General features: G+C 64.4%; 12 protein-coding genes. 10 read left to right on the forward strand and 2 right to left on the reverse strand.

Annotation, left to right across the window (positions count from 1 at the left end):
* Positions 1 to 5: 5 nt before the first annotated feature.
* The 10 genes from ACZ9C1_RS13680 to ACZ9C1_RS13725 all read left to right on the forward strand — a co-directional run bounded on the left by ACZ9C1_RS13680 (position 6) and on the right by ACZ9C1_RS13725 (position 11,428).
* Complete coding sequence (locus ACZ9C1_RS13680; RefSeq protein WP_046854307.1) at positions 6 to 1,016, forward strand: ornithine carbamoyltransferase; 1,011 nt, start codon at positions 6 to 8, stop codon at positions 1,014 to 1,016.
* An 85-nt stretch (positions 1,017 to 1,101) separates the two neighbouring features.
* Entirely contained in the window at positions 1,102 to 2,031 is a 930-nt protein-coding gene (gene arcC / locus ACZ9C1_RS13685) for a carbamate kinase (protein WP_102682959.1), read from the forward strand.
* A gap of 56 nt (positions 2,032 to 2,087) precedes the next feature.
* Complete coding sequence (locus tag ACZ9C1_RS13690) at positions 2,088 to 2,456, forward strand: DUF5064 family protein (protein WP_031315061.1); 369 nt, start codon at positions 2,088 to 2,090, stop codon at positions 2,454 to 2,456.
* A 104-nt stretch (positions 2,457 to 2,560) separates the two neighbouring features.
* Positions 2,561 to 4,069: a sigma-54-dependent transcriptional regulator gene (locus tag ACZ9C1_RS13695; protein ID WP_277501842.1), complete on the forward strand. Its 1,509-nt coding sequence runs from the start codon at positions 2,561 to 2,563 to the stop codon at positions 4,067 to 4,069.
* Positions 4,070 to 4,372: 303 nt separating this feature from the next.
* The gene (gcvH, locus tag ACZ9C1_RS13700; RefSeq protein ID WP_277501844.1) at positions 4,373 to 4,756 is read left to right on the forward strand and encodes a glycine cleavage system protein GcvH; all 384 of its coding nucleotides are present in this window, start codon (positions 4,373 to 4,375) and stop codon (positions 4,754 to 4,756) included.
* Positions 4,757 to 4,765: 9 nt separating this feature from the next.
* On the forward strand, positions 4,766 to 7,621 hold the full coding sequence (gcvP, locus tag ACZ9C1_RS13705) for an aminomethyl-transferring glycine dehydrogenase (RefSeq protein WP_476254071.1): 2,856 nt from the start codon (positions 4,766 to 4,768) through the stop codon (positions 7,619 to 7,621).
* A 140-nt stretch (positions 7,622 to 7,761) separates the two neighbouring features.
* The gene (locus ACZ9C1_RS13710) at positions 7,762 to 9,138 is read left to right on the forward strand and encodes an L-serine ammonia-lyase (RefSeq protein WP_102682964.1); all 1,377 of its coding nucleotides are present in this window, start codon (positions 7,762 to 7,764) and stop codon (positions 9,136 to 9,138) included.
* 26 nt (positions 9,139 to 9,164) lie between these two features.
* Complete coding sequence (gcvT, locus tag ACZ9C1_RS13715; protein WP_476254072.1) at positions 9,165 to 10,286, forward strand: glycine cleavage system aminomethyltransferase GcvT; 1,122 nt, start codon at positions 9,165 to 9,167, stop codon at positions 10,284 to 10,286.
* Positions 10,287 to 10,634: 348 nt separating this feature from the next.
* Positions 10,635 to 10,847 (forward strand): cold-shock protein, encoded by a 213-nt coding sequence (locus tag ACZ9C1_RS13720; protein ID WP_139669039.1) that lies wholly within the window; start codon positions 10,635 to 10,637, stop codon positions 10,845 to 10,847.
* 92 nt (positions 10,848 to 10,939) lie between these two features.
* Complete coding sequence (locus ACZ9C1_RS13725; RefSeq protein WP_046854298.1) at positions 10,940 to 11,428, forward strand: RDD family protein; 489 nt, start codon at positions 10,940 to 10,942, stop codon at positions 11,426 to 11,428.
* A gap of 80 nt (positions 11,429 to 11,508) precedes the next feature.
* Here ACZ9C1_RS13725 and lptG read toward each other — a convergent pair whose 3' ends face one another.
* Both lptG and lptF read right to left on the reverse strand, forming a co-directional pair.
* Entirely contained in the window at positions 11,509 to 12,570 is a 1,062-nt protein-coding gene (gene lptG, locus ACZ9C1_RS13730) for an LPS export ABC transporter permease LptG (RefSeq protein WP_023632477.1), read from the reverse strand.
* On the reverse strand, positions 12,563 to 13,678 hold the full coding sequence (lptF, locus tag ACZ9C1_RS13735; protein ID WP_102682966.1) for an LPS export ABC transporter permease LptF: 1,116 nt from the start codon (positions 13,676 to 13,678) through the stop codon (positions 12,563 to 12,565). Before lptF ends, lptG begins: the two co-directional genes overlap by 8 nt.
* Positions 13,679 to 13,943: the final 265 nt, after the last annotated feature.

Below are 13,943 nucleotides of genomic sequence, written 5' to 3' on the forward strand. Positions count from 1 at the left end.
TCATCATGGCGTTCAACATCCACAACCGTAACCTGCTCAGCCTCGAACACCACACCACCCGCGAGCTGCGTTACCTGCTGGACCTGTCCCGCGACCTCAAGCGCGCCAAGTACACCGGCACCGAGCAGCAGCACCTGAAGGGCAACAACATCGCCCTGATCTTCGAGAAGACCTCGACCCGCACCCGTTGCGCCTTCGAAGTCGCCGCCTACGACCAGGGCGCCAACGTCACCTACATCGACCCCAACTCCTCGCAGATCGGCCACAAGGAGAGCATGAAGGACACCGCCCGCGTGCTCGGGCGCATGTACGACGCCATCGAGTATCGCGGCTTCAAGCAGGAGATCGTCGAGGAACTGGCCAAGTTCGCCGGCGTGCCGGTATTCAACGGCCTGACCGACGAGTATCACCCGACCCAGATGATCGCCGACGTGCTGACCATGCGCGAAAACAGCGACAAGCCACTGCACGACATCAGCTACGCCTACCTGGGCGATGCCCGCAACAACATGGGCAACTCGCTGCTGCTGATCGGCGCCAAGCTCGGCATGGACGTGCGCATCGCCGCGCCCAAGGCGCTGTGGCCGCATGACGACCTGGTCGAGCGTTGCAAAAAGTACGCAGAAGAAAGCGGCGCGCGCATCACCCTGACCGAAGACCCGAAAGCTGCGGTCAAGGGCGTCGACTTTGTCCACACCGACGTCTGGGTATCGATGGGTGAGCCGGTCGAGGCCTGGGGCGAGCGTATCCAGCAACTGCTGCCCTACCAGGTGAACAAGGAGCTGATGAAGTCCACCGGCAACCCGCGCACCAAGTTCATGCACTGCCTGCCGGCGTTCCACAACTCCGACACCAAGGTCGGCAAGCAGATCGCCGAACAGTACCCGCACCTGGCCAACGGCATCGAAGTGACCGATGACGTGTTCGAGTCGCCGGCGTGCATCGCCTTCGAGCAGGCGGAAAACCGCATGCATACGATCAAGGCGATCCTGGTGTCGACCCTGGCTGATCTCTGACAGCGGCCTTGACTCTGTGGGAGCCGGCTTGCCGGCTCCCACAAAGGAATGAGGCGCTCACCCTAAATCGCAAAGGACATTCCCCATGCGTATCGTTGTTGCATTGGGCGGCAACGCCCTACTGCGCCGCGGCGAGCCGATGACCGCCGACAACCAGCGCGCCAATATCCGCACCGCCACCGAACAGATCGCCAAGATCCATCCCGGCAACGAACTGGTCATCGCCCACGGCAACGGGCCGCAGGTCGGCCTGCTGTCGCTGCAGGGGCTGTCGTACAAGCCAGATGAAGCCTATCCGCTGGACGTGCTTGGCGCTGAAACCGAAGGCATGATCGGCTACATGATCGAACAGGAACTGGGCAACCTGCTGGACTTCGAGGTGCCGTTCGCCACGCTGCTCACCCAGGTTGAAGTGGACGCCAACGACCCGGCGTTCAAGGACCCGACCAAGTTCATCGGCCCCGTGTACGCCAAGGACGAGGCCGAGCGCCTGGCCAAGGACAAAGGCTGGGTGGTCAAGCCCGACGGCGACAAGTACCGCCGGGTGGTGGCCAGCCCTAAACCCAAGCGCATCTTCGAGATCCGCCCGATCAAGTGGCTGCTGGAAAAAAGCAGCATCGTGATCTGCGCCGGCGGCGGCGGCATCCCCACCATGTACGACGAAAACCGCAAGCTCAAGGGCATCGAGGCGGTGATAGACAAGGACCTGTGCTCGGCGCTGCTGGCCGAACAGCTGGAAGCCGACCTGCTGATCATCGCCACCGACGTCGATGCGGCGTACATCGATTTCGGCAAGCCGACACAAAAAGCCATCGCCCAGGCGCACCCCGACGAGCTCGAGAAGCTGGGCTTTGCCGCCGGCTCCATGGGGCCGAAGGTGCAGGCCGCCTGCGATTTCGCCCGGCATACCGGCAAGGTCGCGGTAATCAGCTCGCTGGAGAACATCGAGGACATCGTCAAAGGCACCGCCGGTACCCGCGTTTCCACCGCCAAGCCGGGAATCAGCTACCGTTGAACGCAGTTGGCCGGTGCCTGGCACCGGCCGTTTTCAACCTTCCGGAGGACCTCGCCATGGCCCAGTATCAACCCGGTCACGTGCATATCGAGCGCACCGCGCTGAACACCAACGACCACAGCTACGACCTGTGCATCGACTACGAGGCCGTGTCGGATCCCAGCGAAGGCCGCGGCATCCAGTTCCGCATGCATGGCCACATCGAGGGCAAGGCCGTCGATGAGAAGTTCTTCCTGGCCAAGGACCAGGTGCTGCCGAGCTTTCTGATGCAGTTGAGCCGCAAGGCCCAGTCGTACCTGCCAGCGCCGAAGAAGTTCGAGAGTCTCGGTTCGCCGCACAAGCTCTACGACTACATGTTCGAAGACATTCGCCAGAAGCTCGATGTCAAATCGGGCGATTCGATCAAGCCTGAGCATCTGGGCTGAGTCCAATCGCGGGGCTTCGTGGCAGCGGGCTTGCCCGCGATTGGGTTTAGCGCCCTTCCCAAGGCATACTGGCGCACTCGCTTGGCCACTGCCCCGATCTCCCCATGCGCATCCACGTCAGCTTCATCGACCGCGTCGGCATCACCCAGGAAGTCCTGGCCCTGCTCGGCGCCCGCAACCTCAACCTCGATGCCGTGGAGATGGTCCCGCCGAACGTCTACATCGACGCCCCGACCCTGAGCCCCGCCGTGCTCGAAGAGCTGCACGACGCGCTGTTCGAGGTACGCGGCGTGCAATCGGTGGAAGTGGTCGACATCCTCCCCGGCCAACGCCGGCACCTGCAGCTCGACGCCCTGCTCGCCGCCATGAGCGACCCGGTGCTGGCGGTGGACAGTGCCGGCAAGGTGCTGCTGGCCAACCCGGCGCTGATCGCCCTGTGCGGGCGTGAGTCCGCCGGGCGTTCGGTGGGCGAGCTGTTCGGCGACCCCGACCTGCTCCAGGCCCTGCTGGACAACAATTTCCACCTGCCCATGCGCGAAATGCAGTTGAACGGCCAGAGCCTGCTGCTCGACGCCACGCCGATCACCCATGCCGGCGGCCTGCTGACGCTGTACCCGCCCAACCGTATGGGCGAGCGCCTGTCGGCCCTCCACCACGACCACGCCGAAGGCTTCGACGCCATGCTCGGCGACTCCCCGACGATTCGCACCCTCAAGGCCCGCGCCCTGCGCGTGGCGGCCCTCGACGCGCCGCTGCTGGTCAATGGCGAAACCGGCACTGGCAAAGAGCTGGTGGCGCGCGCCTGCCACGCCATCAGCAGCCGCCATGCCGCGCCGTTCCTCGCCCTCAACTGTGCGGCATTGCCCGAGAGCCTGGCCGAGAGCGAGCTGTTCGGCTACGCCCCGGGCGCCTTCACCGGCGCGCAGCGCGGCGGCAAGCCCGGGCTGATGGAGCTGGCCAACCAGGGCACGGTGTTCCTCGACGAGATCGGCGAGATGTCGCCGTACCTGCAGGCCAAACTGCTGCGTTTCCTCAGCGACGGCAGCTTCCGCCGCGTCGGCGGCGACCGCGAGGTGAAGGTGGATGTGCGCATCATCAGCGCCACCCACCGCGACCTCGAGCGCATGGTCGCCGAGGGCACCTTCCGTGAAGACCTGTTCTACCGCCTCAACGTGCTCAACCTGCAGGTGCCGCCACTGCGTGATCGCGGCCAGGACATCCTGTCCCTGGCGCAATACTTCATGCAGCAGGCCTGCACCCAGATCCAGCGCCCGCCCTGCCGGCTCGCACCCGCTACACACCCGGCATTACTGGCCAACCCTTGGCCTGGCAACGTGCGCCAGTTGCAGAACGTGATCTTCCGCGCCGCGGCCATCTGTGAAAGCAATGTGGTGGATATCGGCGACCTGGACATCGCCGGCACCTCGGTCGCGCGGGGGCAGGATGGCGAGGTAGCGAGCCTGGAACAGGCAGTGGGGGATTTCGAGCGGGAGTTGCTGCAACGCCTGTATGCCAGCTATCCCTCGACGCGGCAGTTGGCGGGGCGCTTGCAAACCTCGCATACCGCGATAGCCCAGCGCTTGCGCAAGTACGGTATTCCAAACAAGGCCTGATGCCGCTTCGCCGGACCAGTCTTGCCCCCGGAAGCAGGCCGTATTGAAATCATTACATCGTACCGAATTCGCTACACATCCATCTGGGTGCCTGTGCACAAGGGTTTGATCCCACAATGCTTTTGAATCACCCTCCTCCTGTATCGATTTCATTCCACAAAAATGACGAATCGATTGCATTCATAAACTAACTATTTGATTTATAAGTCTTTTTAATACTGGCCGCATTATTGCTAAGGGAATTCCAACCTTAAGAGCGCGGAACCTACCGCGCCCAACGCCCCTGCTTCCCGAGGAATTCCCATGAGCGAGTTGCGTTTCACCGAAGATCACGAATGGCTGCGCGTCGAAGCCGATGGCAGCGTCACCGTGGGCATCACCGCCTACGCCCAGAACGCCTTGGGTGATGTGGTCTATGTGCAACTGCCGGAGCTGCAGCAGTACGACAAGGGCGCCGAAGCCTCCACCGTGGAGTCGGTCAAGGCCGCCAGCGGCGTATACATGCCACTGACCGGTGAAGTGGTCGCGGTCAACGAAGGCCTCAACGATAGCCCCGAGCTGGTCAACGAAGACCCGCTGGGCGAAGGCTGGTTCTTCCGCTTCAAGCCTGCCGACATGGCTGAAGTCGGAGCCCTGCTCGACCAGAATGCCTACGACCGCCTGCTCAAAGCCAACGACGACGCCTGAGGAATCGCCATGACCATCAACCTCGGCACCGCCAACGAATTCATCGCCCGCCACATCGGCCCACGCGCCGCTGACGAGCAGGCCATGCTCACGACCCTGGGCTTCGACTCGCTGGAAGCCATGACCGCCGCGGTCATCCCCGACAGCATCAAGGGCACCAGCGTGCTCGGCAGCCACGACGGGCAGAGCGAGGCCGATGCCCTCGCCGCATTGAAAGCCATCGCCGGCAAGAACCAGCTGTTCAAGAGCTACATCGGCCAGGGGTACTACAACACCCACACCCCGGCACCGATCCTGCGCAACCTGCTGGAGAACCCGGCCTGGTACACCGCCTACACCCCGTACCAGCCGGAGATTTCCCAAGGCCGCCTGGAAGCGCTGCTGAACTTCCAGACCCTGATCAGCGACCTCACCGGCCTGCCGATCGCCAACGCCTCCCTGCTCGACGAAGCCACCGCCGCCGCAGAAGCCATGACCTTCTGCAAGCGCCTGTCGAAGAACAAGGCCAGCCATGCCTTCTTCGCCTCCGTGCACTGCCACCCGCAGACCCTCGACGTGCTGCGCACCCGCGCAGAACCCCTGGGCATCGAGGTGGTGGTGGGCGACGAGCGCGAACTGGGCGACGTCAGCGCCTTCTTTGGCGCCCTGCTGCAGTACCCGGCCAGCAACGGTGACGTGTTCGACTACCGCGAGGTGGTGCAGCGCTTGCACGGCGCAGGCGCCCTGGTGGCCGTGGCCGCCGACCTGCTGGCCCTGACCCTGCTCACCCCGCCGGGCGAGTTCGACGCCGACGTGGCCATCGGCAGCGCCCAGCGCTTCGGCGTGCCGCTGGGCTTCGGTGGCCCGCACGCGGCCTACTTCGCCACCCGCGACGCCTTCAAGCGCGACATGCCGGGCCGTCTGGTCGGGGTATCGATCGACCGCTTCGGCAAGCCAGCCCTGCGCTTGGCCATGCAGACCCGCGAGCAGCACATCCGCCGCGAGAAGGCCACCAGCAACATCTGCACCGCCCAGGTGCTGCTGGCCAACATCGCCAGCATGTACGCCGTGTACCACGGCCCTGCCGGCCTCAAGCGCATTGCCGAGCGCACCCATGCGCTGACCGCGATCCTCGCTACCGGCCTGATCAAGCTGGGCATCAAGGTCGTCACCGGTGATTTCTTCGACACCCTGACCCTGGCCACCGGTGACAGCACCGGCGCGCTGCACGACAAGGCCCGCGCCCAGGGCATCAACCTGCGCCAGGTCGACGCCGCCCAGCTGGGCCTGTCGCTGGACGAAACCAGCACCCAGGCCGATGTCGAGGCCCTGTGGCAGCTGTTCGCCGGCGGCCAGGCCAGCCCTGACTTCACCGCCCTGGCCAACACGGTCGCCGTGCGCCTGCCGGCCGGCCTGCTGCGCCAGTCGGCGATCCTCGAGCACCCGGTGTTCAACCGCTACCACAGCGAAACCGAGTTGATGCGCTACCTGCGCCGCCTGGCCGACAAGGACCTGGCCCTGGATCGCAGCATGATCCCGCTGGGCTCGTGCACCATGAAGCTCAACGCCGCCAGCGAGATGATCCCGGTGACCTGGGCCGAGTTCGGCAACCTGCACCCGTTCGCCCCGGCCGCGCAAAGCCAGGGCTACCTGCAGATGACCAGCGAGCTGGAAGCCATGCTCTGCGCCGCCACCGGCTATGACGCCGTGTCGCTGCAGCCCAACGCCGGTTCCCAAGGCGAGTACGCAGGCCTGCTGGCGATCCGCGCCTACCACCGCAGCCGTGGCGACAGCCACCGCGACATCTGCCTGATCCCGTCCTCGGCCCACGGCACCAACCCGGCCACCGCGCACATGGCCGGCATGCGCGTGGTGGTGACCGCCTGCGACGCACGCGGCAACGTCGATATCGACGACCTGCGCGCCAAGGCCATCGAACACCGCGAACGCCTGGCAGCGATCATGATCACCTACCCGTCGACCCACGGCGTGTTCGAGGAAGCCATCGGCGAGATCTGCGCGATCATCCACGACAACGGCGGCCAGGTGTACATCGACGGCGCCAACATGAACGCCATGGTCGGCCTGTGCGCCCCCGGCAAGTTCGGCGGCGACGTCTCGCACCTGAACCTGCACAAGACCTTCTGCATCCCCCACGGCGGTGGCGGCCCGGGCGTCGGCCCGATCGGCGTCAAGGCGCACCTGGCGCCGTTCCTGCCGGGCCATGCCCAGCTGGAAAACACCCAGGGCGCGGTATGCGCCGCACCGTTCGGCAGCGCCAGCATCCTGCCGATCACCTGGATGTACATTCGCATGATGGGTGGCGCGGGCCTCAAGCGCGCCTCGCAGATGGCGATCCTCAACGCCAACTACATCGCCCGCCGCCTGGAAGAGCACTATCCTGTGCTGTACACCGGCGGCAACGGCCTGGTGGCGCACGAGTGCATCCTCGACCTGCGTCCGCTCAAGGACACCAGCGGCATCAGTGTCGACGACGTCGCCAAGCGCCTGATCGACTTCGGCTTCCACGCCCCGACCATGTCCTTCCCGGTGGCCGGCACGCTGATGATCGAACCGACCGAAAGCGAGTCGAAAGAGGAACTGGATCGCTTCTGCAACGCCATGATCCAGATCCGTGAAGAGATTCGCGCGGTCGAGAACGGCAGCCTGGACAAGGACGACAACCCGCTGAAGAACGCCCCGCACACCGCGGCGGAACTGGCCGGCGAATGGGCCCACGGCTACAGCCGTGAGCAGGCGGTGTACCCGCTGCCGAGCCTGGTGGAAGGCAAGTACTGGCCACCGGTCGGCCGCGTCGACAACGTGTTCGGCGACCGCAACCTGGTCTGCGCCTGCCCGTCGATCGAGAGCTATCAGGACGTCTGATCGGGTGGGGCCGCTGCGCGCCCCATCGCCGGCAAGCCGGCTCCCACAGGTTCAGCGCTAATCTGTGGGAGCCGGCTTGCTGGCGATGGGCTGCCTGGCAGCCCCAATGGGCTTACTGGCCATCATCAGGAGGAAGCAGCATGTCTTTGAGCGTCTTCGACCTGTTCAAGATCGGCATCGGCCCCTCCAGCTCGCACACGGTCGGCCCGATGCGTGCCGCCGCGCGCTTCGCCGAAGGCTTGCGTCGTGATGGCCTGCTGGCCAGCACGGCCACGGTCAAGGCCGAGCTGTATGGCTCGCTCGGTGCCACCGGCAAGGGCCACGGCAGCGACAAGGCCGTGCTGCTTGGCCTGGAAGGCGAGCATCCGGACACCGTCGATACCGAAGCCATCCCCGCACGCCTGCAAGCCATTCGTGAAAGCGGTCGGCTCAGCCTGCTCGGTGAACACGATATCGCCTTCGTCGAAAAGCAGCACCTGGCGATGATCCGCAAACCGCTGGCCTACCACCCCAACGGCATGATCTTCCGCGCCTTCGATGCCGCCGGCCTGCAGATCCGCAGCCGCGAGTACTACTCGGTGGGCGGTGGCTTCGTGGTCGACGAGGATGCGGCGGGCCATGACCGCATCGTCGAGGACAGCACCGTACTGCCCTACCCTTTCAAGACCGGCAAGGAATTGCTCGGCCACTGCACCGCGCAGCACCTGCCGTTCAGCCAGGTGATGCTGGCCAACGAGGCCGCCTGGCGCCCCGAAGCCGAGACCCGTGCCGGCTTGCTGCGCATCTGGCAGGTGATGCAGGACTGTGTGGAGGCCGGTTGCCGGCACGAAGGCATCCTGCCTGGCGGGCTGAAGGTCAAGCGCCGGGCTCCGGCGTTGTACCGCCAGCTCAGCCGGCATCCGGAAGCCAGCCTGCGTGATGCGCTGTCGGTGCTCGACTGGGTCAACCTGTACGCCCTGGCGGTGAACGAGGAAAACGCCTACGGCGGTCGCGTGGTCACGGCACCGACCAATGGCGCGGCCGGCATTGTCCCCGCGGTGCTGCACTACTACATGCGCTTCGTGCCCGGCGCCAACGAGGACGGGGTGGTGCGCTTCCTGCTCACTGCCGCGGCGATCGGCATTCTCTACAAGGAGAACGCATCGATCTCCGGGGCCGAGGTGGGCTGCCAGGGGGAGGTCGGCGTGGCCTGCTCCATGGCCGCAGGCGCCCTGTGCGAAGTGATGGGCGGTACCCCGCAGCAAGTGGAGAACGCTGCCGAGATCGGCATGGAACACAACCTGGGCCTGACCTGCGACCCCATTGGCGGGCTGGTCCAGGTGCCCTGCATCGAGCGCAACGCCATGGGCTCGGTGAAGGCGATCAACGCGGTGCGCATGGCCCTGCGCGGCGACGGGCAGCACTACGTTTCCCTCGACAAGGTCATCCGCACCATGCGCCAGACCGGCGCCGACATGAAAAGCAAATACAAGGAGACCGCCCGCGGCGGTCTGGCCGTCAACATCATCGAATGTTGACCCGAATAAAAACCGAGGAGTCACCGATGTCCGAAACACTGCACAAGACCCCGCTGCACGCCCTGCACCTGGAACTGGGCGCGCGCATGGTGCCGTTCGCCGGCTACGACATGCCCGTGCAATATCCCTTGGGCGTGCTCAAGGAGCACCTGCACACCCGCGAGCAGGCCGGTCTGTTCGACGTTTCGCACATGGGCCAGATCATCCTGCGCGGCAACGACGCCGCCAAGGCCCTGGAGACCCTGGTGCCGGTGGACATCATCGACCTGCCGGTGGGCATGCAGCGCTATGCCATGTTCACCAATGCCGAGGGTGGCATCCTTGACGACCTGATGGTCGCCAACCTCGGCGACGACACCCTGTTCCTGGTGGTCAACGCCGCCTGCAAGGACCAGGACCTGGCGCACCTGCGCCAGCACATCGGCAGCCGCTGCGAGATCCAGCCGCTGTTCGAGGCGCGCGCCCTGCTCGCCCTGCAAGGCCCGGCTGCGGTCAAGGTGCTGGAGCACCTGGCACCTGCTGTGTCGAAGATGACATTCATGCAGTTCCAGCCTGTTCAACTGCTCGGCGCCGACTGCTATGTCAGCCGCTCGGGCTACACCGGTGAGGACGGATTCGAGATCTCCGTGCCGGCCGACGAGGCCGAAGCGCTGGCGCGCGGTCTGCTGGCCGAGCCAGAGGTACAGCCAATCGGCCTTGGCGCACGCGACTCACTGCGCCTGGAAGCCGGCCTGTGCCTGTACGGTCACGACATGGACACCACCACCACGCCGATCGAGGCCAGCCTGCTGTGGGCCATTTCCAAGGTGCGTCGGGCCGACGGCGCGCGTGCCGGTGGTTTCCCGGGCGCCGAGACCGTGTTTGCCCAGCAACAGGCAGGCGTGGCACGCAAGCGTGTCGGCCTGCTGCCCCAGGAGCGCACCCCGGTGCGTGAAGGCGCGCAGATCGTCGACGCGGCAGGCAAGGTGGTCGGCGAGGTGTGCAGCGGCGGCTTCGGCCCGACGCTCGGCGCGCCGGTCACAATGGGCTATGTCGATAACGAACACGCCACCCTGGACACTGCGCTGTTTGCAATGGTGCGCGGCAAGCAAGTTGCCATGAAAGTCAGCAAAATGCCTTTCGTGGCGCAACGTTACTACCGTGGCTGAATGAGTGGGTTGGACAGGTTCAACATATTCGTTTTCGAACCTGTCCAATAACTTCTGAACATAGCGCCAGGCCAGGCGCCACGGCGTTTCCGACAAATCGTTCGGTGATCGGGAAAAGCCTGATTTTCACCCGTCGCGAGGGCTTGTTTTTCGTTCGGCAGTTGGCGTAGAGTCACTGCACTGTGTTTGCATGGGTCGCAACAGTTCGTGACCTGGGCCAGTAGCCGCAATCTGCTACAACCCGTTCGACGTCTCTTACTTTCCTGCAACCCAGCCCAGTAGTCTTTCACTTACAAAAAGTGTGAAAGAAACTGTCATCAATATTTAAGCTTCATAGGAAATAAGACAATGGCTGAGCGTCAGAACGGTACCGTCAAGTGGTTCAATGACGAAAAAGGTTACGGCTTCATCACCCCAGAAAGCGGTGCTGATCTGTTTGTTCACTTCCGTGCCATTCAAGGCAACGGCTTCAAGAGCCTCAAGGAAGGCCAGAAAGTGACCTTCATCGCTGTGCAAGGCCAGAAAGGCATGCAAGCTGACGAAGTCATTCCAGAAGCGTGACTTCCTGAAAAAAGCCCCTGTGTTGACGCACAGGGGCTTTTTTGTGCGCGCAATTCCATAGAATGGGCCTTTGCCATCTGGAGCTGTCATGCATGTCCAAGCCACTGCTCAACCCCCAGGGTGATTTCCCGCCGGTCGGCCTGGGCCGTCGCCTGGCCGCGATGTTCTACGACTTCCTGCTGTGCACCGCCCTGCTGATCGTGACTGCCGGCGCCTACAAGATGATCCAGATGGCGATCATCGGCGAGGCGCGCATGCGCGAGCTCACCGAGGCCGGTGCCCTGGACGGCGACCCGCTGCTGTCGACGATCCTGCTGTTCGCCCTGTTCGGCTTCTTCGCCAAGTTCTGGACCCACGGCGGCCAGACCCTTGGCATGCAGGTGTGGGGCATGCGCGTGCAGAACGCCGATGGCAGCGCCATCAGCCTCTGGCAGGCGTTGCTGCGTTTCGTGGTGTCGATCGCCTCATGGCTGTGCCTGGGGCTGGGTTTCATCTGGTCGTTGTTCGACAAACGTAAACGCAGCTGGCACGACATCTATTCCGAGACCCAACTGGTACGCCTGCCCAAGCGCAAGAAGTGAGCTGCGCGGGCATCAGGCTTGCGAAAAGCACCCGCAAAGAAGCCGACCCAAGGGTCGGCTTCTTTGTGCAGCTCAGGCCATCAACCCGCCCGGCGCATCAACCACAAGCCCGCCAGCGCACAGATACCGGCCGGGATCACCACCGCCAGCAGCGGCGGGAAGCCAAACACCTGGCTCGATGGGCCCAACAGCTCCCCGGCAATGCGGAACACGAAGCCCACCAGCACACCGGTGAACACGCGCTGGCCAAGGGTGACCGAACGCAGCGGACCGAAGATGAACGAAATCGCCATCAGCACCAGTGCTGCGGTGACCACCGGCTGCAGGACCTTGGTCCAGAACGCCAGCCAGTAGCGCGCGTTGTTCAGCCCCTGATCGGACAGGTAGTGGATATAGTCCCACAGCCCGGTGATCGACAGCGACTCCGGTGCCAGCACCACGGTGTTGAGCAGCTCAGGAGTCACCGACACGTCCCACACCTCTTCAGGGCTCTTGACCACTTCGGTATGGTCACCGCGGAAGTAGGTGGTGGCCACGTCGTTGAGCATCCATTTGCCATCGACGTACTGCGCCCGGCGGGCGAAGCTGGAGGTCTGGATCTTGCGCTCGCTGTCGAACCGGTAGCGGGTCACACCCAGCAGCAGGCCATTGGGCTGCACCGAGTTGATGTGCACGAATTCCTCGCCCTGGCGGTGCCACATGCCGCGCTTGGAGCTTTGCGCCTCGCCTCCGCCCTGGGCCAGCGAACGGTCAGCCTGGGCCTTGTTCTCGGTCACCGGGGCCACGTATTCGCCGATCAGCAAGCCGACCAGCATAAGCACCAGCATCGGCTTCATCACCGCCCAGACGATGCGACCGATGGACACGCCGGCGGCGCGCATGATGGTCAGCTCGCTGCTGCTGGCCAGGCTGCCCAGGCCGATCAGGCAGCCGATCAGCGCCGCCATCGGCAGCATGTCGTAGAGCCGGCGCGGCGCGGTGAGCAGCACGAAGCTGCTGGCGTCCATGACCGTGTAGGTGTCGCTCAGGTCGCCCATCTCATCGATGAAGGCGAACAACGAGGCCAGGCCGAGGATGATGCCCAGCACGGCGAGAATGGCCAGCAGCACGCTCTGGCCGATGTAGCGATCCAGTTTAACCACGGGCCACCTCCGCACGGCGAGCGGCGCGCTTGAGACGCAGCGGCTCCCAGTACATCAGCGCCAGGCCGATCAGCAGGAACAGGCCATGGACCCACCAGATACCCAGCGAGAGAGGCAACTTGCCCTTCTCCAGGGCGCCACGCACGGAAATCAGCATTGTCAGATAGGCCATGTACAGGAGAATCGCCGGCAGCAGCTTGAGGAAGCGGCCCTGGCGCGGGTTGACGCGGGACAGCGGCACCGCCAGCAAGGTGACCACGAACACCAGCAGCGGCAGCGACAGGCGCCATTGCAGCTCGGCACGCTCACGCAGCCCCTGATGCCCGAACAGGTCGGAGGTCGGGATGGCCTCGCGCTCGGTCACCTCCTCGGCGACCTCCGGCTTTGGCAGCAGCACGCCATAGGTGTCGTACTTGATGGCACGGTAGTCGGCCTGGCCGGGATTGCCGTCGTAGCGGTAACCGTTCTGCAGCACCAGATAGCGGTTGCCGTCGGCCTGCACTTCCTGGTGGCCCTTCTCGGCGACCAGGACCGAAGGCGCGCGGTCCTTGGTCTTGTCCTGGTTGAAGCGCTTCTCGGAGATGAACACGCCCGCCAGGTTGATACGGTCATCGGACAGCTGCTCGGTGTAGGTCACCCGGGAGCCATCGCGCAGGGTCTGGAAACGGCCCGGCACCAGGGTGTCGAACTCGGTCAGGGTGTCTTGCTGGGCGATGATCTTCTGCACCTGGGCAACCCCCAGGGGGGCCAGGCTCAGGCTCAGCCAGGCCACCAGCAAGGCGACCAGTGCCGCCGGCACCATGGTCACGGCCAGCAGGCGCTGTTGGCTCATGCCAGTGGCCGAGAGCACGGTCATCTCGCTTTCGAGATACAACCGGCCATAGGCAAGCAGAATACCGAGGAACAGCCCCAGCGGCAGGATCAGTTGCAGGAAGCCCGGCAGGCGGAACCCCATGATCATGAACAGCACGCCCGGGTCGAGCATGCCTTGGGCCGCCTGGGCCAGGTACTTGATGAAGCGCCCGCTCATGATGATCACCAGCAGCACAGCGCTGACGGCGCTCAAGGTCACAAGGACCTCGCGGGACAGATAACGAAAGACGATCAAACCAGACACTCCTGGGTTGTCAGGGGCTCAAAGCCAGACGAACGATTCGGACAGCCAAGACCAATGCCGGTTCGCCAAGGCGAACCTCCATGTAAAAGTGCGCGCATTATCCTGTGATTGACGGCGCCTGTCACTTGGCCGCGCAGCATGGCGCATATCGGGGTTGTCATCGTGGTCGCGGCGGGCTCAAACTGGCAGCTTTTCCGCTGGCAGGCAGCGCCCGTCAGCCGCGAATTCCGAGCGCCTGCGAAAGACAGCGCCCACT

It is taken from the genome of Pseudomonas sp. TE21435, from assembly GCF_056279265.1.